We start from the raw sequence: 24,279 nt of genomic DNA on the forward strand, positions 1-24,279 counted from the left end.
GGGGAAAGTGGCCCAGTTCATGACGGCACAATCAGAATCCAGCATCGCGGATGTAGTGGGGATCGGTTTCGGCCCCTCCAATCTCGCACTGGCGATCGCTCTCGAAGACATCGCCAAGGCCGGAGCGGTGGCACCGGAATTCACCATGCGGTTCTTCGAGCGGCAGCCCCGATTCGGCTGGCACCGCGGCATGTTGATGGAAGACGCGACGATGCAGGTCTCCTTCCTCAAGGACCTGGCGACCATGCGTGACGCGACGAGCCGGTACACGTTCGTCTCCTATCTCCAGGAGAAGGGCAGGGTCGCCGAATTCATCAACAGCAAGACCCTGTACCCGTTGCGTGTCGAGTTCCACGACTACCTGGAGTGGGCGGCGCAGCAATTGAGGTCGTACGTGTCGTACGACTCCCGGATCACCGCCGTCCGGCCGGTCGTCGAGGACGGTGTGGTGGAATACGTCGACGTGGTGGCCCGCGCCGGGTCCGGCGGTCAGGAGACCGTCGTCCAGCGCGCACGCAATGTCGTGCTCGGGATGGGGCTGACGCCGCGACTGCCCGCGGGCGTCGAGGAATCCGCGCGCATCTGGCACAGCTCTCAACTGCTGCCCCGGGCGGCCGCTTTCACCGGCACCCCGCGCAATTTCGTCGTCGTGGGCTCCGGCCAGAGCGCCGCCGAGGCCGCCGACTACCTGCACCGCACGTTTTCCGGTGCCGATGTCCACACCGTGCTCTCGCGCTACGGCTACAGCGTCGCCGACGACAGCCCGTACGCGAACGGGATCTTCGACCCGGAGGCGGTCGACCAGTTCTACGCCGCCCCGGCCGACGAGAAGCAGCGGCTCCTCGACTACCACGCGAACACCAACTACTCGGTGGTCGACCTGGAGGTCTCGCAGGACCTGTACCGCAGGAGCTACCAGGAGAAGGTCCTCGGCAAGCAGCGGCTCCACATGCTCAACACCTCGCGCGTGACATCGGTCGAGGAACACGCGGACGGCGTGCGGGTCGTGGTCGAGTCGACGTCCTCCGGGGCGGTGCGGACCATCGACGCGGACGTGATCGTCTACGCCACCGGATACCGGCCGAGCGACCCGGAGCCACTGCTCCAGGACCTGATACGCGAGTGCAAGCGGGACGAGCAGGGCCGGCTCGGCGTGGAGCGCGACTACCGCGTGATCACCTCCGACGCGGTGCGTTGCGGGATCTACGTCCACGGTGCCAGCACCGAACACTCCCACGGCCTGTCGGCCGGCCTCCTGTCCAACACCGCGGTCCGGTCCGGCGAGATCGCCCAGTCCATCCTCACGAGGTAACCATGTACGTTCCACCGATCTATCGGGCGGAAGACCGGGTGTGGCTTCGCCGCGTCGTCGAGCAGTACCCCCTCGCCACGCTGGTCACCAACGGTCCGCGGGTGCCGTACGCCACGCATCTGCCGGTGATCTTCAGCCCCGACGCCTCCCCGGGCGACGGTGGCCCCGAGGGCGTGACGCTGCTCGGCCACATGAACCGGGCCAACTCCCACTGGGACTCGCTGACCGACGGCGCGGACGCCCAGCTGATCTTCACCGGCCCGCACGGCTACGTCACCCCCGCGGTCTACGGGACGACACCGGCGGCGCCCACCTGGAACTTCGTCTCGGTGCACCTCCAGGGAAAGCTGCGGCCGATCCCCGGTTTCGAGGAGACGCTCGAAGTCGTCCAGCGGACCGTCCTGGCGTACGAGAAGGACTTCGGCGTCGGGTGGGAGATGGACAGCTCACTGGAGTACTTCCGGGGCATCGGCCCGGCCGTGGGGGCTTTCCGTTTCGAGGTGGAGTCGGCCGACGGCATGTTCAAGCTCAGCCAGGAGCAGGAACCGGAGATCCGGAAGCGGGTCGCCGACCACTTCGGCGCGGACGTCACCGGACGCGGCGGTGAACTCGCCGCCTTCATCCGCGAGTTCGACCACTCCGGCATCGACAGCGCCTGAGGCGACCGACGCCCCCCGCGTGCCCCATCCAGTCCCGAAAGCCCTACGTCCCCCTCGGAGGAGACTGCCCGTGCCCCCCACCGAAGTGATCCCCGCCGCGAACCGCCGCCCCAGGGTGGCGACCCCGCGTCGCCTTCTGATGTGCCGCCCCAGCCATTTCGGCGTCGTCTACTCCATCAACCCGTGGATGAACCCGGAGAAGCCCTGCGACCGTGATCTGGCGCTCGCCCAGTGGGAGCAGCTGTACGAGCTCTACACGTCGCTCGGCCACCGCGTGGACGTGATCGACCCGATACCCGGACTGCCCGACATGGTGTTCGCCGCCAACGGTGCGACGGTGGTGGACGGGAAGGTGCTCGGGGCGCGTTTCCGGCACGCGGAGCGGACGGCCGAGGGGCCCGCCTACCTCTCCTGGTTCCAGGAGCAGGGATTCGACGCGTGCCTGTGGCCGGAGTTCATCAATGAGGGCGAGGGCGACTACCTGGTCGTCGGACGGCGCATTCTGGCGGGCACCGGATTCCGTACCGACCCGCGATCGCACGCCGAGGCGCAGGAGTTCTTCGGACTCCCGGTGACCGGTCTGACATTGGTCAACCCGCGTCACTACCACCTCGACACCGCCCTTTCGGTGCTGTCCGAAGACGAGATCATGTATTACCCCGACGCCTTCTCGCCCGGCAGCCGTGCAGTTCTCGGGGAAATGTTCCCCGACGCGATCCTGGCGTCACCCGAGGACGCCGCGGTATTCGGTCTCAACGCGTTCAGCGACGGCTACAACGTCATCCTGCCCGAGGCGGCCACCGGTCTCGCGGCCCTGCTCGCGGAGCGCGGCTTCAATCCCATCGGTGTGAACCTCTCAGAACTGCTGAAGGCCGGCGGAAGCGCCAAATGCTGCACCCTGGAACTGCGGTAATGGATTACGACGTCGTCGTGGTGGGCGCGCGCTGCGCGGGTGCGTCGACCGCTCTGCTGCTGGCAAGGCAGGGGCGGCGGGTCCTCCTTGTCGACAAGGCGTCGTTCCCGGCGGACACCATGTCCACGCTCTACATCCACCAGCCGGGCGTCACGCGACTCGCGCGATGGGGAGTGCTCGACGATGTCGTGGCCTCCGGCTGCCCGCCTCTGGACACCATCAGCCATGACATCGACGGTCTCCGGCTGACCGCGGCGCTGCCGTCCGTGGACGGAGTGTCCGCCGCGTACGCGCCCAGGCGGTACGTCCTCGACGACCTGCTCGTGCGGGCCGCCGTGTCGGCGGGCGCCGAATTCCTCGACCGGGCGCGGGTGCGGGAACTGATATGGCGCGACGGCCGGGTCGCCGGCGTCCGGATCAAGGTCGGCGACACCACGACGACCGTCTCGGCGGGACTGGTCGTCGGAGCCGACGGCATGCGCTCGACGATCGCCGGTCTGGTCGACGCGCCCGTCCTGCGGTCCGCCCCCCTGGCGAGTTGCGTGTACTACACGTTCTGGCGCGGTCTGCGCACCGGATTCGGATTCCACGAACGAGTGGGCCGCTGGATCGCCCGGATCCCGACCCACGACGACCTCACGATCGTGGCCGCCTACCTGCCGCAGGCCGAATTCCCGGTCGCGCGCCGCGACCCCGGCGAGGCGTACCTGGCTGCGGTCGGATCGACCGCGCCGGAACTGTACGAACAGCTGATGTCCGCCGAACGTGCCGACCGGTGGCGGGGGACGGGGGACCAGCGGAACTACTTCCGCAAGGCCCACGGCCCTGGCTGGGCGCTCGTCGGGGACGCCGCACACCATCTCGACACGATCAGCGCCCGCGGGATCACCAATGCGTTCATTCAGGCCGATCTGATCTCCGATTCCCTCTCCGGGGTGGAGATCGAGGACACGGCTGCCGTCGACGAGACGCTGTCGGGCTTCGAGAAGACGATGGCGGACACGCTCGAGGCTCCGTACCAGAGCACGCTCGAACTGGCGAATCTCCGCCCGACGAAGGCGAGGCTCCGAATGCTGCACGCGGTCGCCGGGTCGCCCGAACTCACCTCTCGCTATTTCGCCCTGGTCTCGGGCGTCATCGGAATGCGCGAATTCATGACCGCCGACGTCGTGGACTTGTTGTAGGTCGCCGTCGACCGCGAATCGACCCGCCCCCGTAGTTCGCCGGCAGTTTTTCCGCTGCCCGCCGGAAGTAAGGTTTGAGCATTGATCCCGTTGTCCTTCGCGCAGCGTCGGTTGTGGTTCATCCACCAGCTGGAAGGGTTGTCGTCGACGTACAACATTCCCCTGGTGCTGCGTCTGACCGGTGGGCTCGACACCCGGGCGCTCGGCGCGGCCGTCGCCGGGGTCGTGGAGCGGCACGAGAGCCTGCGGACGGTGTTCCCGGCCACGGACGGCGTGGCCGAACAGCGCGTGGTGAAGGCGGCGGAGGCCGACTTCGGGTGGGAGGTCGTGGACGCCTCGCAGTGGCCGGCGGGCGCCCTGGACGACGCGGTCGCGCGGACGGCGTGGTACGAGTTCGACCTGGGAGCCGAAATCCCGTTCCGTGCGCGCCTCTTCGCGCTGTCGGACGACGATCACCTGCTGGTGCTCGTCATGCACCACATCGCGTCGGACGGGCTGTCGCTCGCGCCGCTTCTGCGGGACATCGAGCTGGCGTACGGCGCGCAGCTCGCCGGCGAGGCTCCCGGCTGGGCGCCGCTGCCCCTGAGCTACAGCGACCACACGCTGCGCCAGCGCGCCGCGCTCGGCGACGAGTCGGACCCCGACAGTGCGCTCAGCCGCCACCTGCGCTACTGGGAGGAGGCGCTCGCCGGCTTCGAAGGGCGGCTGGAGCTGCCCACGGACCGGCCCTACCCGGCGGTGGCCGATCACCGGGGCGACCGCATCGCCGTCGAGTGGCCCGCGTCGTTGCAGGAGCAGGTGCGGCGGGTGGCGCGGGAGAACCGGTCGACCGGCTTCATGGTCGTCTCGGCGGCTCTGGCACTGCTGCTCTCCGAACTGAGCGGCAGTCCCGACGTCGCCTTCGCGGTCCCGACCACGGGCCGGCGCGACGCCGACCTCGCCGACCTGGTGGGCTTCTTCGCCAACACGCTGGTGCTCCGAGCGGACGTCTCCACCGACCTGACGTGCCGTCAACTCCTTTCGCAGGTGCGGCGCCGGGTCCTGGACGCGTCGGCGCACCAGGACGCGCCGTTCGATGCCCTGGTCGACCTGGTCAACCCCGCCCGCTCGCAGACGCACCACCCGCTGGTGCAGGTCATGCTCGGCTGGCAGAACAACATCTCCGCGGAGCTGGAGCTGCCGGGTGTACGGGCCGACATCGTGCCCACGACCTCCCGCGCGGCCCGTATGGACCTGACGTTCAGCCTGCGCGAGCGGTACACCGAGTCCGGCGATCCCGCGGGCATCGCCGGGGTGGTCGAGTACCGCACCGACGTGTACGACGCCACGACGGTCGAGCTGTTGGTGGCCCGGCTGGAGCGGATCGTCGCCGCCATGGTCGCCGACATGGACAAGCCGGTCCTCGCGATCGACGTGCTCGACGACGGCGAGCGCGCACACCTCGACGCCCTGGGCAACCGGCCGGTCCTCGCGGAGCCCGGCGACAGCGCGTCGATACCCGAGCTCTTCGCGGTTCAGGCGGCGCGGACGCCGCGGGCCACGGCGCTGGTGTTCCAGGGCCGCCCGTGGACGTACCGGCAGCTGGACGAGGCATCGGCGCGCCTTGCGCACCTGCTGGCAGGCCGCGGAGTGGGCGCGTCGGACACCGTCGCCCTCCTGCTCCCGCGCTCCGCCGAGACCGTTGTCGCGATCCTGGCCGTGCTGAAGCTGGGCGCCACCTACGTGCCGGTCGACGTCAAGCACCCCGACGAGCGGGTGGCGTTCATCCTCCGCGACGCAGCTCCGGCAGCCGTCGTGACCACCGCCCGGCTGGCCCACCGGGTCGACGGCTTCGGCCTCGACGTGGTGGACGTCGACGATCCCGGCCTGCCGGCGCAGCCGGTCACACCTCTCCCCCTGCCCGAAGCCGGCCGGATCGCCTACATCATCTACACGTCGGGCACCACCGGTGTGCCCAAGGGCGTCGCGGTCACCCACGCGAACGTCACGCGCCTGTTCACCTCGACGGCCCCGGGGTTCGTGCCGGGCCCCGGCCAGGTGTGGTCGCTCTTCCACTCGTACGCGTTCGACGTGTCGGTGTGGGAGATGTGGGGCGCGCTGCTGCACGGCGGGCGCCTGGTCGTCGTCCCCGAGGACGTGGCCCGGTCCGCCGCCGACTTCCACCGGCTGCTCGTCGAGGAGAAGGTCTGTGTCCTGAGCCAGACGCCGTCGGCGTTCTACGCGTTGCAGGCCGCAGACCTGCGGCAGCGGGACGGGGCCCGGCTCGACGCGCTTGAAGCCGTGGTCTTCGCGGGCGAGGCGCTCGAACCGTCCAAGCTGCGGGCGTGGCTCGACCGGCGGGAGACCTGGCCCCACCTGATCAACATGTACGGCACTACGGAGACGACCGTGCACGCGTCGTTCCGCAGCATCGTCGCCGCCGACCTGGACAGCCACGTGAGCCCCGTGGGCGTACCCCTCGCCGACCTGGCGTTCTTCGTCCTGGACGCGGGCCTGCGCCAGGTGCCGGTGGGCGTGCTCGGCGAGTTGTACGTGGCTGGCCCCGGTGTCGGCCTGGGCTACCTGGGCCGCGCGGGCCTGACGGCGTCGCGGTTCGTGGCGTGTCCGTTCGGCCCCGCGGGCTCCCGGATGTACCGCACGGGCGACGTGGTGCGGTGGAACCGCGAGGGAGAGCTCGAGTACGTCGGGCGCTCCGACGACCAGGTGAAGATCCGTGGCTTCCGGGTGGAGCTCGGTGAGGTCGAGGCCGCCCTCGCGGGCGTCGCCGGAGTGGAGCGGGCCGCGGTGGTGGTGCGGTCCTCCGATGCCGGTCAGCAGTTGGTGGGCTATGTGGTGCCGGCCGACGCCGCGGCGGGCGTGGACGGTGCGGTGGTGCGCGGCGAGGTGGCCGCGCACCTGCCGGAGTACATGGTTCCCGCGGTGGTGATGGTCGTCGGCGATCTGCGCCTGACGGTCAACGGCAAGCTGGACAAGCGGGCCCTGCCGGAGCCGGAGTTCGCCGGTGGGGTGTACCGGGCGCCGTCGTCGCCGGTGGAGGAGATCCTGGCGGGGATCTTCGCGCGGGTGCTTGGCCTGCCGCAGGTGGGGGTGGACGACTCCTTCTTCGACCTCGGCGGGAACTCGCTTTCGGCGATGCGGGTCATCGCCGCGGTGCAGGAGTCCTGCGACTCCGGGATCGGTGTGCGGGCGCTGTGGGAGGCGCCGTCGGTGTCGGGGCTCGCCCGGCTGGTGGGCGGGGTGGGCACCGACACCGGCGCGGCCCGGGTGCCGGTGGAGCGTCCGGAGCGGCTGCCGCTGTCGTTCGCGCAGCGCCGGCTGTGGTTCATCCATCAGCTGGAGGGGCCGTCGTCCACGTACAACATTCCGCTGGTCTCGCGCCTGACCGGTGAACTGGACGTCCGGGCGCTCGGCACGGCGCTCGCCGATGTCGTCGCGCGCCACGAGAGCCTGCGGACACTCTTCCCGGCCGTGGACGGGGTGCCGGAGCAGCGTGTCCTCGCCGCGGCGGAGGCGGACTTCGGCTGGGACGTCGTCGACGCCACCGCGTGGACGCGGGCCCGGCTCACCGACGCCGTCGGCGCCCGGGGCCGGTACGCCTTCGACCTGGCCGCCGAGATCCCCTTCCGCGCGACGCTCTTCACCGTCTCGCCCACGGAACACCGGCTGGTCCTCGTCATGCACCACATCGCCGTCGACGGGTGGTCACTGGCACCGCTGCTGCGGGACCTCTGGAGCGCGTACGAGGCGCGCACCGCCGCTCACGCACCCGCCTGGCCGCCGCTGCCCGCCCAGTACGCCGACTACACGCTGCGCCAGCACGCGCTGCTGGGTGACGAGGCGGACGCGAGCAGCGTGCTCGGCCGGCAGACGACGTACTGGGAGCGGGCGCTGGAGGGGCTGCCCGGCAGGCTGGAACTCCCCACCGACCGGCCGTATCCGGCCGAGGCCGACCAGCGCGGGGGCCGGATCGCCGTCGAGCTGTCCGCGGACTTCCACGAACTGGTGCAGCGGATCGCCCGGGAACGGGGTGCCACGACGTTCATGGTGATGTCGGCGGCGCTCTCGGTGCTGCTGTCCAGGCTGAGCGGCAGCGCGGACGTGGCGTTCGGTGTGCCGACCGCGGGCCGGGGGTGGACCGAGTTCGACGACGTGGTCGGCTTCTTCGTCAACACGCTGGTGCTGCGCACCCGGGTCTCGGACGAGCAGACTTTCGCCGAGCTGCTCGGGCAGGTACGGGAGCGGAGCGTGGACGCGTTCGCGAACCTGGACGTGCCCTTCGACGCGCTCGTGGAGCGGCTCAACCCGGTCCGCACCCAGGCCCACCACCCTCTGGTGCAGGTGCTGTTCGGCTGGCAGACCGACACGGTCCCCGACATCGCGGTGCCGGGCCTCGACGTGGAGACGGCCTCGGTCGACATCGGCGCCGCCCGCATGGACCTGGCGTTCAGCCTCCGTGAACGGTTCACGGACGGCGGCAGGCCCGGGGGCATCAGCGGCGTCGTCGAGTACCGCACGGACCTCTTCGACGCCGGGACCGTCGAGCGCATGACGGCGCGCTGGGAGCGGCTCCTCACCGCCATGGCGGGCGCCCCGGACCGCCCGCTGGCCTCGCTCGGCGTGCTGGACGAGGCGGAGCAGGCGCACCTGGACGCGGTGGGCAACCGGTCGGCGCTCTCGGAGCGGGCCGCCGCCGTGTCGGTGCCGGAGCTGTTCGCCCGGCAGGTGGCCAAGGCCCCGGACGCCGTGGCGATGGTGTTCCGGGACCGGTCGTGGACGTACCGGGAGCTGGACGAGGCGTCGTCGCGGCTGGCGCGTCTGCTGGCCGGGCGCGGGGTGGCCGCCGGGGACACGGTGGCGCTGCTGCTGCCGCGTTCGGAGCACACCGTCACGTCGGTGCTCGCGGTGCTGAAGCTGGGCGCGGCCTACCTGCCCATCGACGTGAACCACCCGGACGAGCGCGTGGCGTTCGTGATCGAGGACGCCGCGCCGGTGGCCGTGGTCACCACCGGGGAGTTCGCGGACCGGGTCGCCGGGGACCGGCTCACGGTCGTCGACGCGGAGGACCCGGCCCTCGCCCGGCAGTCCGCCGCGGCGCTGCCGTACCCCGACGTGGACCAGGCCGCCTACGTCATCTACACCTCGGGAACGACCGGCACCCCCAAGGGCGTCGCGGTCACCCACCGCGGCATCGCGGACCTGATCGTCACGCACGTCCGGCGGCTGGCCGCGTCCGGCGGACCGGGCGCCGCTGCCCCGGCGCCGCACGACCAGGTGTGGACGCTGTTCCATTCCTACGCGTTCGACTTCGCGGTGTGGGAGATGTGCGGTGCGCTCCTGCACGGCGGGCGCCTGGTCGTGGTCCCCGAGGAGGTCGTGTACTCGCCCTTCGACTTCCGTGACCTGCTCGTCGCCGAACAGGTGACGGTACTGACCCAGACGCCGTCCGCCCTGGCCCGCCTGTCGCCGGAGGGGCTGACCTCGATCGCGGTGCTGCTGGTCGGGGGCGAGGCGTGCCCGGCCGAGCTGGTCGAACGCTGGGCCCCCGGGCGGGCCATGATCAACGCCTACGGCCCGACGGAGTGCACCGTCTACGCGTCGATGAGCGCGCCGCTCGCCCCCGGCGGGCCGGTGCCGATCGGTGCCGCCGGTTCGGGCACCGCGCTGTTCGTGCTGGACGGCGGGTTGCGCCGGGTGCCGGTGGGCGTCGCCGGTGAGCTGTACGTCGCCGGACGCGGTGTCGCGCGCGGCTATGTGCGCAGGCCGGGCCTGACGGCTTCGCGGTTCGTGGCCAATCCGTTCGGGCCGGCGGGTTCGCGGATGTACCGCACCGGTGACCTGGTGCGGTGGAACCACGACGGCGAACTCGAGTACGTCGGGCGCGCCGACGACCAGGTGAAGATCCGCGGGTACCGGGTCGAGACCGGCGAGATCGAGTCGGTACTGCGCGCGGCCCCCGGCGTGGACCAGGCCGCCGTCGTCGTCCGCGAGGACCGGCCGGGGCACAAGCGGCTGGTGGGCTACGTCGTCCCCGACGCCGGGGGAGCGGGCGAGCTCGACGGTGCCCGGCTGCGCCGCCTGACGGGCGAATGGCTGCCCGAGTACATGGTGCCTACGGCGGTCGTGGTGGTCGACGCACTGCCCATGACGGGCAACGGCAAGCTGGACAAGAGCGCGCTGCCGGAGCCCGGGCACGGGGACGCGGAGGGCTACCGGGCGCCGGTCACCGCGGTCGAGAAGAGCCTGGCGGCCATCTACGCGCGCGTCCTCGGCGTCGAACGCGTCGGTGCCGACGACTCGTTCTTCGATCTCGGCGGCGACAGCATCTCCTCCATGCAGGTGGTGTCCCAGGCCCGGGAGGCCGGCCTGCACTGCAAGCCCCGCGACATCCTGGTCGAGCAGACCGTGGCGCGCGTGGCCCGCGCACTGCGGCTCGCGGCTCCGGACGAGACGCGCCCCGGGCCGGACGACGACACCGGCCCGCTCACGCCGACGCCGATCATCCGGTGGCTGGACTCCCTCGGCGCGCCGACGGACCGGTTCAACCAGACCATGCTGTTCCAGGCGCCGCCCGAGGCCGGGCACCACGACGTGGTCGCCCTCCTCCAGGCACTGCTCGACCGGCACGCGATGCTCCGCCTCCACGTGGCCGACGCCGCAGAGGACGGGCCGGCGAGCCTCACGGTCCCGCCCGCGGGCTCGGTCGCCGCCGCCGACTGCGTCACCGTCGTCGAGGAGTTCACCGACGCCGCGTTCACCGCCGCGCTCGGGCGGCTCGACCCGCGCGGCGGAGCCGTGGTCCACGCCCTGTGGGCCGCCCCCGCCCGCCAACTGCTCCTGATCGTTCACCACTTGGCGGTGGACGCCGTCTCCTGGGGCATCATCCAGCGGGACCTCGCGGCGGGCTGGCGGCACCTCACCGAGGGCCGGGACATCGAGCTGGACACCGGCGGCACCTCGTTCCGGCGCTGGGCCGCGACCTTGGCGGACCACGCCACCACCGCGGACGTCACCGACCGGCTCGCGAGCTGGCGGCGCATCGAGTCGGCCGCCGCCCTGCTGCCCACGCCGCGTCCGGACACCGACACCTGGCAGGACGTGGAGCAGCTCTCGGTCTCGGTCGACGCCGCGCTGACGGACGTGCTGGTGACCGAGGCGACCGCGGCCCTGCGCGTCAACGTCCAGGAGCTGCTGCTCATCGCGCTCGGCGCCGCCCTGGCCCAGCAGCACCAGCACTTCGGCTCCCCCTTCCGCATCGACGTGGAGGGCCACGGGCGCCGCGACGAGCTCGGCACGGGGACCGACCTGACCGGGACCGTCGGCTGGTTCACCGCGAAGTACCCGGTCGCGCTGACCGCGGCGCCCCTTGACCGGGAGACGGTCCTGGCCGGGGGCCCTGCCCTCGGCGCATGGCTCGTGGACGCCAAGGAACAGCTGCGCGCCGTCCCGGACGGGATCACCTACGGCCTGCTCAAGTACCTCAACGACGGTGCGGACCTGCCCGGCGCCGACCCCGCGGTCGGCTTCAACTACCTCGGCCGCCGCGGCCTGCCGCCCACGGGCGAGAGCCCCGGCGACTGGCGGATCCTCGGGCCGCTCGAATCGCCCGACGCCCGGCGCTTCGGTTCCAGGACGATGCTCCTTCCGCACACGGTCGACATCAACGCGGCCGTGCTCGGCAACGGCGCGCGGTCGGAACTCCACGCCACCTGGAGCTGGGCCGGCGCCCGGGTCGACCGCTCCTACATCACCGAGCTGCACGCGCGCTGGCACGACGTCCTCGCCGGAATCGCCGCGTACGTGCGCAGCGGCGGCGGCGCACTCACGCCCTCCGACGTCCTGCCCGCGGCCGTCACCCAGCAGCAGCTGGCCCGGCTCGCCCAGGTCGTGGAGCCCGCTGACATCCTCCCGCTGACCCCCCTCCAGACCGGTCTGCTCTTCCACCGCCGCTCCGACGGCGCCGAGCCCACCGAGCTGTACACCGTGCAGCTGGGCATCGAGATCACCGGCGCGCTGGACGTGGCGCGGCTGCGTGAGGCCGTGGACACCGTGGTCGCGCGCCACCCCAACCTGGCGGCCCGGTTCGTCTCCGAGCGGCTCACCGAGCCGGTACAGATCATCCCGAAGCGGCCGGACGTGCCGTGGACCGTGCTCGCCGACAGCGACAGCGACAGCGACAGCGACAACGGCAGCGACAACGGCAGTGGCAGCGGCAGCGGCAACAGCGACGGCGGCGACCAACAAGCGCTGCTCGACGCGGAACTCGCCGCCTGCAGCAACCTCACACAAGAGTCACCGCTGCGCTTCCTGATCCGCGAGACGGGACCCGACCGGCACGAACTGGTGCTCTCCGTGCACCACATCGTGGTGGACGGCTGGTCGATCCAGATCCTGCTCCGCGAGATCTTCGCGTGCTACCGGCGCGAGTCCCTGGCGCCCGCCCCCGCCTTCCGCGGCTACGTCGAGTGGCTGTCCGCACAGGACGCGAGCGCGGCGCGGGAGCACTGGCGGCAACTCCTCGCCGGCCTCGAAACCCCCACCCTCGTCGACCCGGTCAACCGCTCGGGCCCGGCCGCGCGGGCGGTGCTGCGCGCCGACCTCCCGGCCGGCGTCACCCGCGCCGTGGAGCGCCTCGCCCGCGCACGGAACACGACGGTGAACATCGTGCTGCAGGCGGCCTGGGCGCGCCTGCTCGGCGCGCTCACCGGCGGCCAGGACATCGTCTTCGGCACCACCGTCTCGGGCCGCCCGGCGGACCTGCCCGGCAGCGAGTCGGCCGTGGGCATGTTCATCAACACGGTCCCGGTACGCGCCCGGACGACCACCGCGACGACCGCCGCCGAGCTGATCGGCACGTTGCGCGACGCCTACCACGACGGCCTCGACCACCAGTTCATGGCGCTGTCCGACATCCAGCGCGCCGCGGGCCACCAGCAGCTCTTCGACACGGTCTTCGTGTACGAGAACTACCCGCTGAAGGCGTCGGGCGGGCAGCTCGACAGCGACGAGCTGGGCATCCGGATCACCTCGAGCCGCGAGTTCACGCACTATCCGATCGCCTTGCAGGCCTGGCCCGGACGGCGGTTGAGGCTCCGCCTGGAGTACCGCACCGACGTCGTCGACGAGCGGGCTGCCGAACGGATCCTGTCCCGGCTCGAGACGCTGGTCACCGCCATGGCCGCCGACGCCGACCGCCCGCTGGCGACGATCGACGTCCTGGACGACGACGAGCGGGCCCGGCTGGACGTACTGGGGAACCGGCGGGCACTGTCGGAGCGGGCCGCCGCGGTGTCGGTGCCCGCCCTCTTCGCCGGGCAGGTGCGGCAGCGGCCGGACGACGTGGCGGTGGTGTTCGAGGGCCGGTCGTGGACGTACCGGGAACTGGACGAGGCGTCGACGGGTCTTGCGCACCTGCTGGCCGGTCGCGGCGTGCGCGCCGGTGACGTCGTCGCGCTGCTGCTGCCCCGCTCGGAGCACACCGTGACGGCCGTCCTCGCGGTACTGAAGCTGGGCGCCGCCTACCTGCCCATCGATGTGAACACCCCCGACGAACGCCTTGCGTTCGTCCTCCGGGACGCCCGGCCGACGGCGGCCGTGACGACGGCGACGCTGTCGGAGCGGCTGCGCGGACACGACGTCACGGTGGTGGACGTCGCGGAACCGGCGGGCGGTGACCGGTCGGCCAGTGACCGCTCGGACCTTGAGCGGTGGGCCGGTGCCCTCCCCGCCCCCGACGCCGACCGCATCGCCTACCTCATCTACACCTCCGGAACCACCGGCACCCCCAAGGGCGTCGCCGTCACCCACGCCAACGTGACGCAACTGTTCACCGCGTCCACCCGGACGTCGGAGCTCGCGCCCGGACAGGTGTGGTCCCTGTTCCACTCCTATGTGTTCGACGTCTCGGTGTGGGAGATGTGGGGCGCCCTGCTGCACGGCGGCCGATTGGTCGTCGCCTCCGAGGACGCCGTACGCTCCGCCCCCGACTTCCACGACCTGCTCGTGAAGGAGCGCGTCACGGTCCTGACCCAGACGCCCTCCGCGCTGGGCAGGCTGTCGCCCCAGGGCCTCGACACGGTGCGGACGATCTTCGTGGGGGGCGAGGCGTGCCCGGCCGATCTGGTCGACCGCTGGGCCCCCGGCCGTCACATGGTCAACGCCTACGGCCCGACCGAAGGCACCGTCTACGCCGCGATGAGCGCACCCATGCGGCCCGGCAACGGCGCCCCCATCGGTTCCCCGGTACCGGGTGACGCGCTGTTCGTCCTCGACGCGGGGCTGCGCCGGGTGCCGGTGGGCGTCGTCGGCGAGCTGTACATCGCCGGGCGGGGCGTGGCCCGCGGCTATGTGCGCCGTCCCGGCCTGACGGCGTCGCGGTTCGTGGCGTGCCCGTTCGGTCCCGCGGGTTCGCGGATGTACCGCACCGGTGACCTGGTGCGCTGGAACGCCGACGGCGAGCTGGAGTACCTCGGGCGCTCGGACGACCAGGTCAAGATCCGCGGCTTCCGGGTCGAGCTCGGCGAGATCGAGGCCGCCCTCGCCGCCGTGGCCGGGGTGGAGCACGCCGTGGTGGTGACGCGGGAGACCGACGCGGGCAAGCAGGTGGTGGGCTATGTCGTGCCCGACGGCACCACCGCGGGCGTGGACGGCGCGACGGTGCGGGCCGAGGTGGCCGCGCGGCTGCCGGAGTACATGGTGCCGGCCGTCGTGGTGGTGATTGACGAGCTGCCGCTCACCGTCAACGGCAAGCTGGACAAGCGCGCCCTGCCCGATCCCGAGTTCTCCGGCGGCGCGCACCGGGCACCCACCTCGCCGGTCGAGGAGATCCTCTGCGGCATCTTCGCGCGGGTCCTCGACCTGCCGCGGGTCGGCGTGGACGACTCCTTCTTCGACCTGGGCGGCAACTCGCTCTCCGCGATGCGGGTCGTGGCGGCCGTACGGGAATCCTTCGACCGCGAGATCGGTGTGCGCGCGCTGCTGGACGCGTCGTCGGTGGCGGGCCTCGCCCGTCTGGTGGGCGACCCGTCGGGCGGCGGCCGGGCCTGGGAGCCGGTCGTGCGCCCGGAGCGGCTGCCGCTGTCGTTCGCGCAGCGCCGACTGTGGTTCATCCACCAGCTTGAGGGGCTGTCGGCGACCTACAACATCCCGCTGGTGCTGCGGCTCACCGGCTCGCTCGACGCCGGGGCGCTGGCCGCGGCGGTCGCCGACGTCGTGGCCAGGCACGAGAGTCTGCGCACGGTGTTCCCGGCCGTGGACGGCGTGCCCGAGCAGCGCGTCCTCGACGTGTCCCGGGCGGACTTCGCCTGTGCCGTCAGTGATGCCACGGCCTGGACGGGGGAGCGGCTGGACGACGAGGTCGGCACGGTCACCCGCCACGCCTTCGACCTGGCCGCCGAGATCCCGTTCCGCGCCCGGCTCTTCAAGGTCTCCGCCACGGAACACCGCCTCGCCCTGGTGGTGCACCACATCGCGGGCGACGGATCGTCCCTCGCGCCGCTGGTCCGTGACCTGCTCACCGCGTACCGGGCCCGGAGCGCGGGGGCGGCGCCCGCCTGGGAACCGCTGCCCGTCCAGTACGCCGACTTCACGCTGTGGCAGCACCGGCTCCTCGGCGACGAAGCCGACCCCGACACCCGTCTCGGCCGCCAGACGGCCTTCTGGGAGCGGGAACTCGCCGGGTTCGAGGGGCTCCTGGAGCTGCCGACCGACCGGCCCTACCCGGCGGTCGCCGACCACCGGGGCGGTCAGGTCGTCGTCGAGTGGCCCGCGGAACTGCAGGAACTGCTCGCGCGCAGGGCGCGGGAGCACAACGCGACGACGTTCATGGTGATGTCGGCGGCGCTCTCGGTGCTGCTGTCCCGGCTGAGCGGCAGCGCGGACGTGGCGTTCGGCGTGCCGACGGCGGGCCGTGGGCGGACCGAGTTCGACGACATGGTCGGCTTCTTCGTCAACACCCTGGTGCTGCGCACCCAGGTCTCGGGCGGGATGAGCTTCGCCGACCTGCTCGGGCAGGTGCGGGAACGGAGCCTGGACGCCTTCGCCAACCAGGACGTGCCCTTCGACGCGCTGGTGGACCGCCTCAACCCGGTCCGCACCCAGGCCCACCACCCGCTGATCCAGGCGCTGTTCGCCTGGCAGAACGTCACCCTGCCCGACCTGTCCCTGCCCGGCCTCGACATCTCCCCGCTGCGCGCCGACACGCTGACCGCCCGCATGGACCTGACCTTCAGCCTCCGTGAGCGGCTCGATGGCTCCGGCCGCCCCGCGGGCATCGGCGGCGTGGTCGAGTACCGCACCGACGTCTACGACGCGGCGACTGTCGAACGCCTCGTGGCCCGCTGGCAGCGGCTGCTCATGACGCTGCTCGCCGACACGGACCGCCCGGTCCTCTCGGTCGACCTCCTGGACGAGCGGGAGCTGGCGCGGCTCGACGTCCTGGGCCAGCGGTCGGTGCTTGACGAACCGGCCACCGATCCCTCGATTCCCCGGCTCTTCGCCGAGCAGGTGCGCAGGCGGCCCGGTGACGTGGCGCTGGTGTTCGAGGACAGGTCGTGGACGTACCGGGAACTGGACGAGGCGTCGACGAGGCTGGCGCACCTGCTGGCCGGTCGCGGCGTGCGGACCGGCGACGCCGTCGCGCTGCTGCTGCCACGCTCGGAACAGACGGTGACGGCGATCCTGGCGCTCCTGAAGCTGGGCGCCACGTACGTGCCGATCGACGTCAAACACCCCGACGAACGCGTCCGGTTCGTGCTCGGCGACGCCTCGCCGTCCGCGGTCCTGACCACGGCCCGCCTCGCCCACCGCGTCGAGGCTTGCGGTGTCCCGGTCGTGGACGTCGAGGACCCCGCGAGGGACGCGCAGCCGACCGAGGCGCTGCCGCTGCCGGACCCCGGGCTGCTCGCCTACATCACCTACACCTCCGGAACGACCGGCGTCCCCAAGGGCGTCGGCATCACCCAGGCCAACGTCACCCAGATGTACGCCCCCTCGGAGCGGGCCTACAAGCCCGCGCCGGACGAGGTGTGGACGCTGTTCCACTCCTACGTCTTCGACGTGTCGGTGTGGGAGATGTGGGGCGCCCTGCTGCACGGCGGCCGGCTGGTCGTCGTCCCCGAGCGGGCCGTGCACTCCGCCGACGACTTCCACCGGCTGCTCGTCGACGAGCGGGTCACCACGGTCAACCAGACCCCGTCCGCGCTCGAGATGCTCTCGCCCGAGGGCCTCGACCGGGTGCGCACCGTCTTCGTGGGCGGCGAGGCGTGCTCGGCCTCGCTGGTCGAGCGCTGGGCCCCCGGCCGGTCCATGATCAACGGCTACGGGGAGACGGAGACGTTCTACGCCTCCATGAGCGGACCCATGAAGCCGGGCACGGGAGCGGCCCCGATCGGTACGCCGGTACCGGGCGACGCGCTGTTCGTGCTCGACGCCGGGCTGCGGCGGACACCGGTCGGAGCGGTCGGCGAGCTGTACGTGGCGGGCCGCAGCGTCGGCCGCGGCTATGTCGGCCGTCCCGGTCTGACGGCGTCGCGGTTCGTGGCGTGCCCGTTCGGTCCGGCGGGTTCGCGGATGTACCGCACCGGTGACCTGGTGCGCTGGAACGCCGACGGCGAGCTGGAGTTCGTCGGGCGCTCGGACGACCAGGTCAAGATCCGGGGCTTCCGGGTGGAGCTGGGTGAGGTCGAGGCCGCGCTCGCGGCGGTGCCCGGGGTGGAGCGTGCGGTGGTGACCGTGCGCACCACCGACGCGGGCAAGCAACTCGTGGGCTACGTGGTGCCCGCCGGTCCGGCCGCGCGGGTCGACGGCGGCGCGGTGCGCGGCGAGGTCGCCGTGCGACTGCCCGAGTACATGGTCCCGGCCGCCGTCATGGTCATCGACGAGCTGCCCCTGACCGTCAACGGCAAGCTGGACAAGCGGGCGCTGCCGGAGCCCGAGTTCACCGGAGGCGTCTTCCGGGCGCCGTCGTCGCCGGTGGAGGAGATCCTCGCGGACGTCTTCGCCCGGGTCCTCGAGGTGCCGCGGGTCGGCGTCGACGACTCCTTCTTCGACCTGGGCGGCAACTCGCTGTCCGCGATGCGGGTCGTCGCGGCCGTACGGGAGTCCTTCGACTCCGAGATCGGCGTGCGGGCCCTCATGGAAGCGCCGACGGTACGGGGCCTCAGCAGGCAGCTCTACAGCTGGTCCACGTCGGACGAGATGCCCCAGGTCGTGAGGTTGCGCCAGGGCACGGGCCGCCCGCTGTTCTGCGTCCACCCCGGCGGCGGCGTCAGCTGGGCCTACCGGGCGCTCGGCAGCGCCGTGCGGCGGCCGATCATCGGCATCCAGCAGACCGTCGACGACGGCGGACGCCCGCGCACGGTGCGCGAGATGGCCGAGCAGTACGCCGACCTCGTGCAGTCCGCCCAGCCCGAGGGGCCCTACGACCTGCTCGGCTGGTCCTTCGGCGGTGTCGTCGCGCACCAGCTGGCCACGGTCCTTGAGCGCAGGGGAGCGCGGGTGCGGCGGCTGGTGCTCCTCGACGCGGCCCTGGTGGAATCGGGCACCACCCGCTCACCGGACGAGGAATTCGACGAGACCGATGTGCTGCGGTACTTCGTCTCCAAGAACGCCGACCTGCCCGCGCCGCCCGAAATGGCCTCGCAGGAACAGCTGGTGGAATGGATCGAAAGCCATTCCTCCCTCGGCGCGGCCATTCCGCCGGCCTGGATGATCAGCCACGTCGTGCACAACCTCCGGTACAACACGGAACTCTGGCACGGCCACACTCCGGACGTGTTCGGCGGCGCCGCCGTGGTGTTCCAGGCCGCGGGGGAGGAGCTCGACCCGGGCTACTCACGTGACTGGACGCGCCACGTCGCCGGTCCGGTCACCGAGATCACGGTGGAATGCGAACACAACGACATATTGAGCCCCGACGTGTTGAACACCTATGGCGACCGGCTGCACGCAGAACTGGAAGGCGGCGACGATGACCAAGCCCGGTGAGTTTCCCTACGAGGCCGGAATCCATCCCAAGGGATATACGTCCCGGCCGTGGACGATCAGGCAGTTGGCCGGTCTCGGCGACGGAATGGACACCAACAAGCGGTTCCACTACCTCCTCGACCGCGGCGAGACGGGGCTCTCCCTCGCCTTCGACCTGCCCACGCAGCTGGGTCTCGACCCGGACGACCCGACGGCCGTGGGCGAGGTCGGCCGCGCCGGCGTCTCGGTGGCCACCGTCGACGACCTGGCCGCGGTGTTCGAAGGAATCCCGCTCGACCAGGTGTCGGTCTCGTTCACCATCAACGCGACCGCACCGATGATCCTCGCCCTGTGGATCGTGGCCGCCGAGGAATCGGGCGTCGACCCCGCGCTGCTGCGCGGCACGCTGCAGAACGAGATGCTCAAGGAACACGCCGCCCGCAAGGCGTTCGTGTTCGACCTGGACGACAGCTTCCGCTTCTCCCTGGACGTCATCGAGTACTGCGTACGCCACCTGCCCAAGGTCAACCCCGTGTCGATCTCCGGCGGGCACGCCCGCGAGGCCGGTGCGAGCCGCTCGATGGAGGTGGCGCTCGGCATCGCCGACGCGGAGACGTACCTCCAGGGCATGCTGGAGCGCGGATTCACCGTCGACGAGGTCGCGCCGCGGCTCAGCTTCATCTTCGGCACCCATATGGAGGTCCTCGCCGAGGCGGCGAAGTTCCGGGTGCTGCGCAGGATGTACGCCACCCGCATGGTGGAGATCTTCGGCGCCGCCGAGGAGAAGTCGACCCGCATGCGCATCCAGGTCAACACCTTCGGCTCCGCCCTGGCCGCCAGCGAACCGCTCAACAACATCGCGCGCACCACCGTCCAGGCCATGGCGGCCGTCCTCGGCGGCGTCCAGTCGCTGCACGTGTGCGGCTTCGACGAGGCCGCGCAGACCCCGGGGCAGCTGTCGGCGCGCGTCGCGCTGCGGGTCCAGCAGATCCTCCTGAAGGAGACCGACCTGGCCCGGTACGTCGACCCGCTCGGCGGTTCCGAGGTGATAGCCCGGATCGCCGACGAGATCGAGGCGGAGGCCAAGGGCTGGCTCGACGACATCGAGGCCCGCGGCGGACTGCTGAGCTGCCTGCGCAGCGGCTGGCTGGAGTCGCGCATCGACGACATGGCCTACGCCGGGGGCGGCCCCACGGTCGGTGTCGCCGACGCCGAGGAGTCCGAGGAAGAGGACTGGCTCACCGAGCGGCAGCTGCGCTCCGGTGTCGTCCCCGGGCGCCGCCGCCCCTTCGAGCGCGGGAACTGCGACGCGGAGCTGCGCGCCCTGACCGAGGACGTCGCGGCAGGACGCAACGTCATGGAGTCGATGATCGCGGCGGCGCGGGCGCGGGCCAGCATCGGCCAGCTGCAACGCGCCGTCGCGGCGGGACTCGACACACCGTCGCCGCACGCCTGACCGGCGCGGCGGCACAAGATTTCCTTTCGGGCCCGTACACACCGCACACACCGCACGCGGACGTACCGGCGCCCGGCACCCGAGTGGATAGCGAAGAAACATGAACAAGCAGCAGCTGACCGACACCGTCATCGCCTTCTGGGAGCGGGCCACCGGCGAAGAGGGCCTCACCCCCGAGGACAACTTCTTCGACCTGGGCGGCGAGTCCCTGGTGGCCGCGAAGATCCTCGCCCTGATCGAGCGCGAGTACGGCCTCGAAGCGGAACTGCACCTGATATTCGACAACCCCACCATCGAGGAGTTCGTGGACGCCGTCGACGAGGAGCTGTCCGCCAAGGCACAGCAAGGGGCGGGCGCATGACCACGCGCGAGATGAAGTCGCTGTGGGGCGGCCCGGCGACGCCGGACTGCTTCCTGACGGCGTTCGTCCGCCGCGTCGCCGAACACCCGGACCGCGAGGCGGTGGTCGACGCCGGCCGCTCCTACACGTACGCGGAACTGGCGGCCTGGGCGCAGGCGGTCTCGGCCGATCTGGCGGCGGCCGGCGTGGGCGTGGGCGACCGGGTCGCGGTGTCCCGGCCGCGCGGCGCGGGCGCCGTCGCCGCGCTCTTCGCGGTGATGCTGCGCGGAGCCACCTACGTCCCGCTGGACCCCGAATACCCCGTCGAACGCCTCCAGTTCATGATCGACGACTGCGCGCCGCGCGCCGTCATCACCACCGAGCACACGCGCGTGCGCTACAGCGGCCCGATGGTGGACGTCGGCCGGGCGCCCGCCGTGCCCGAAGCCCTGGACCCGCGCCCGGTCGACTGCGATCCCGCGCTGGCCGCGTATGTCATCTACACCTCGGGCTCGACCGGCTGGCCCAAGGGCGTGGCCCTGAACCACCGCTGCATCGACGCGATGGTGGAGTGGCAGGCGTCCCACTCGCCGCGCCCCGACCTGCGCACCGCACAGTTCGCCCCGCTCAACTTCGACGTCTCGTTCCAGGAGATCCTGGGCACGCTGTGCGGCGGCGGCACGCTGGTGGTCATGCCGGAGGAGCTGCGCCGCGAACCGGCGCGGCTGCTGCGCTGGCTGGCCGAGCACCGGGTCGAGCGGCTGTTCCTGCCGTTCGTCGCCCTGCAGATGCTGGCTGTGACGGCGCGGGCCGACATCCTGGCCCAGCTGTCCCTGGTCGAGGTGAACACCGCCGGGGAGCAGGTCGTCTGCTCGGAGGACATCCGGGCGATGTTCGCCGCGCTGCCCGGCTGCCGCCTGGTCAACCACTACGGGCAGAGCGAGTCCGCGATGGTGACCTCGCACATCCTGGGCCCCGACCCGTACGCGTGGCCCCACCTGCCGCCGATCGGCGTCCCCCTGCCAGGGTGCGAGCTGCTCATCGACCCGGAGACTCCGCAGACGCCCCACATCGGCGAACTCCTCGTGGCCGGGCACCCGTTGTCGGACGGGTACCTGGGCCGGCCGGAGCTGACGGCCGAGCGCTACGTCACCATCGCGCCCTCACCGGCCGGCCACACCCGGGCCTTCCGCACCGGCGACCTGGTGGAGCTCACCGACGACGGCGTGCGCTTCCTCTCCCGGGTGGACAGCCAGACCAAGATCCGCGGCATCCGCGTGGACCTCATGGAGGTCGACGCACAGCTGCTCGCCGACCCCGACATCGCGGCCGCCGCTACGGCCATGGTGACGACCGGGTCCGGCCACGCGAGCCTGCGCGCCGCGGTCGTCCTGCGCGAGGGGTGCGCCGGGCCGGTCGAGGCCACCGCGCTTGAGCGGCTGCGCAAGGTACTGCCGGAGGCCTCGGTCCCGGTCTCGGTGACGGAACTGCCCGAGCTGCCGAGGACACCGAGCGGGAAGATCGACCGTGACGCCGTCGTCGAGCTGATCAACGAGGACCGCGGCAGGCGCCGGCGGAACCGGAGCGGCCGCGCATGACCACGATCCTGCACGACAGGCCCGCGGACGCCGGCCAGTACGCGCTGTGGGCCGAGGCAACCATCGACCCGTCGATCAGCGGCGGCGGCTACTTCGTGGCGACCTTCCACGGCGCGGTCGACGCACGCCATCTGGAGGCCGCGGCACGGGCCGTGCTGCACCGGCACGAGCCGCTGCGGTCGGTACTGCGCCTCGTCGAGGGGCAGTTGCGCCAGTGCGTGCTGCCTGCCGAGGAGGCCTGCTCCTTCGAACGCGGCGACCTCCCTTGCGAGGACGGCGCCGAGCACGCGGCCGTCCGGGCCTGGCGCGAGCTGCCCGAACAGCACCGCCACTGGGACCTGGCCACCGAGGCGCCCATCCGCTTCCGGCTCCTCACCCACGCGCCCGACCGCTGCTCGGTCGTGTTCGAGGCCCATCACGCCGGGTTCGACGGGCGCAGCAAGTTCATCGTGGCCCGCGACTTCTCCGCCTTCCTGGCGGAGCTGAGAGCGGGCGGGGCGGTGAACCCGGCGCCGCTGGCCGCGCCCGACACACCCGTGGCCCCCCGCGAGGTGACCGAGGAGGCCGTCGAGTTCTGGCGCGCGGCCGTCGACAGGGCGACGCCGGTGGCGCTGCCCGAAGGCGGACGCCTGGGGCAGCGGACGGTCATCGCATCGCCGACGGTCGAACTGGACCCGGCCGCGGTCGCCACCCTTCGTACGACGGCGCAGACGCTGAAGGTGAGCACCTTCACCATGCTCCTGGCGGCGCTCACCCGGCAACTGGCGGTCTACGACAACACCGACCCGCTGCTCGCCCTGGCCTCCGACGTGAGCGACGAGCACACCGGCCACGTCGCCGGGCTCCAGATCAACGTGGTCCCGGTGGCCCTGCGGATCACCCGGGGCGCGTCGACCGAGGAGTCGGTGGCCACCGCGCGCCAGGCGCTGGCGCAACTGGCGCGCTACCGCCGCGTCCCCTTCGTCGACCTGGTCGCCGGTGTGCCCGGCAAGCCGATGGCGCGGCTCAGCACCGAACTCGGCCTGTCCTTCCCCCGGCCGCCCGCCGGGCTGGACCTGGACATCCCGGGCCTGCGCTCCGCCTGGGACTTCTTCACGCCGAACACCAACGCGGCCCTGGCGAGGACCCTGCAGATCCGGGCGGACTGGCCGCGGTGCCGGGTGCGCCTCGACTACCGGGGGGACCTCATGGGGGCGGCGGAGGCCGAGCAGCTCCTGACCGACTTCCGCACCGCCGTACACGACCTCGCCGCCGGCCGCACGACGTCCTCGGTCCGTCCGGCGCGCGCGGACCGCCCGGATCCCGCCACCGGCGGAACCCCGTACCTGTGCGGAGACCTCCGCGCGGGGACCGTACGCGACGACGACGCTCCCCACCCGCCCGGCCTGGCGCCCACGGACGGGGCCGCGTTCACGGTGCACGGCCCGTCGGGGCAGGCGCTGCCGCGCTCCATCGCGGGTACGGTGCGGGCCCTGCTGCCCGACGGCCGCGAGGTCCTGACCGACGACTGCGGATATGTCGCCGCCGACGGCCGGGTGCGGCTCCTCGGTCCGCGGGACGGCCGGTGGATCCGCACCCGCAGTCTGATCGACGCCTCCGCCGTGGCCCGCGTCGCCCGCACCCACCCCTGGGTCCGCCAGGCGCAGGTGCGGCTGGAGAAGGCCCGGACGGAGACCGCGGTGCTCACCGTGACCGGGCCCGCGAAGGACGCCCCGAGCGCACGCGACATCCGCGCCCATCTGCGCACCTGGCTGCACGGCAGCGACTTGCCGGGCCGCATCAGAATCACCGTTTCCGACCCCGACATCAGCACCGACCCCGACATCAGCACCGCCGCTGACAGTGAAGAAGGATGA

The 24,279-nt window shown here is 72.0% G+C and carries 9 protein-coding genes; all 9 read left to right on the forward strand.

The features are described 5' to 3' along the window. Positions 1-19 precede the first annotated feature (19 nt). Positions 20-1,312 carry a lysine N(6)-hydroxylase/L-ornithine N(5)-oxygenase family protein gene (locus tag AC07DI_RS10940; protein WP_478903761.1) on the forward strand — a complete coding sequence of 431 codons (1,293 nt, stop codon included), beginning with the start codon at positions 20-22 and terminating at the stop codon, positions 1,310-1,312. Between the two features lie 2 nt (positions 1,313-1,314). After that, positions 1,315-1,971: an FMN-binding negative transcriptional regulator gene (locus AC07DI_RS10945; RefSeq protein WP_384257873.1), complete on the forward strand. Its 657-nt coding sequence runs from the start codon at positions 1,315-1,317 to the stop codon at positions 1,969-1,971. Between the two features lie 70 nt (positions 1,972-2,041). Next, positions 2,042-2,884, forward strand: a complete 843-nt coding sequence (gene ddaH, locus AC07DI_RS10950) for a dimethylargininase (RefSeq protein WP_384257871.1) — start codon at positions 2,042-2,044, stop codon at positions 2,882-2,884. Continuing rightward, positions 2,884-4,068, forward strand: coding sequence for an NAD(P)/FAD-dependent oxidoreductase (locus AC07DI_RS10955; RefSeq protein WP_384257868.1), 1,185 nt, complete (start codon positions 2,884-2,886; stop codon positions 4,066-4,068). Before ddaH ends, AC07DI_RS10955 begins: the two co-directional genes overlap by 1 nt. A gap of 81 nt (positions 4,069-4,149) precedes the next feature. Continuing rightward, positions 4,150-19,050 carry a non-ribosomal peptide synthetase gene (locus AC07DI_RS10960; protein WP_478903764.1) on the forward strand — a complete coding sequence of 4,967 codons (14,901 nt, stop codon included), beginning with the start codon at positions 4,150-4,152 and terminating at the stop codon, positions 19,048-19,050. Next, the gene (locus AC07DI_RS10965; RefSeq protein ID WP_384257864.1) at positions 19,034-20,485 is read left to right on the forward strand and encodes a methylmalonyl-CoA mutase family protein; all 1,452 of its coding nucleotides are present in this window, start codon (positions 19,034-19,036) and stop codon (positions 20,483-20,485) included. The genes AC07DI_RS10960 and AC07DI_RS10965 overlap by 17 nt, the downstream gene beginning before the upstream one ends. A gap of 100 nt (positions 20,486-20,585) precedes the next feature. Further along, a complete protein-coding gene (locus tag AC07DI_RS10970) occupies positions 20,586-20,846 on the forward strand; it encodes an acyl carrier protein (protein WP_384257861.1) in 261 nt (86 codons plus the stop codon). After that, positions 20,843-22,423, forward strand: a complete 1,581-nt coding sequence (locus AC07DI_RS10975; protein WP_384257859.1) for an amino acid adenylation domain-containing protein — start codon at positions 20,843-20,845, stop codon at positions 22,421-22,423. Before AC07DI_RS10970 ends, AC07DI_RS10975 begins: the two co-directional genes overlap by 4 nt. Continuing rightward, the gene (locus AC07DI_RS10980; RefSeq protein WP_478903767.1) at positions 22,420-24,279 is read left to right on the forward strand and encodes a condensation domain-containing protein; all 1,860 of its coding nucleotides are present in this window, start codon (positions 22,420-22,422) and stop codon (positions 24,277-24,279) included. The genes AC07DI_RS10975 and AC07DI_RS10980 overlap by 4 nt, the downstream gene beginning before the upstream one ends.

This window comes from Streptomyces sp. NPDC044106, assembly GCF_056433985.1.

Coding starts and splice junctions, on each gene's coding strand:
- AC07DI_RS10940 (WP_478903761.1), top strand. CDS start 20: ATGACGGCACAATCAGAATCCAGCATCGCGGATGTAGTGGGGATCGGT.
- AC07DI_RS10945 (WP_384257873.1), top strand. CDS start 1,315: ATGTACGTTCCACCGATCTATCGGGCGGAAGACCGGGTGTGGCTTCGC.
- AC07DI_RS10955 (WP_384257868.1), top strand. CDS start 2,884: ATGGATTACGACGTCGTCGTGGTGGGCGCGCGCTGCGCGGGTGCGTCG.
- AC07DI_RS10965 (WP_384257864.1), top strand. CDS start 19,034: ATGACCAAGCCCGGTGAGTTTCCCTACGAGGCCGGAATCCATCCCAAG.
- AC07DI_RS10970 (WP_384257861.1), top strand. CDS start 20,586: ATGAACAAGCAGCAGCTGACCGACACCGTCATCGCCTTCTGGGAGCGG.
- AC07DI_RS10975 (WP_384257859.1), top strand. CDS start 20,843: ATGACCACGCGCGAGATGAAGTCGCTGTGGGGCGGCCCGGCGACGCCG.
- AC07DI_RS10980 (WP_478903767.1), top strand. CDS start 22,420: ATGACCACGATCCTGCACGACAGGCCCGCGGACGCCGGCCAGTACGCG.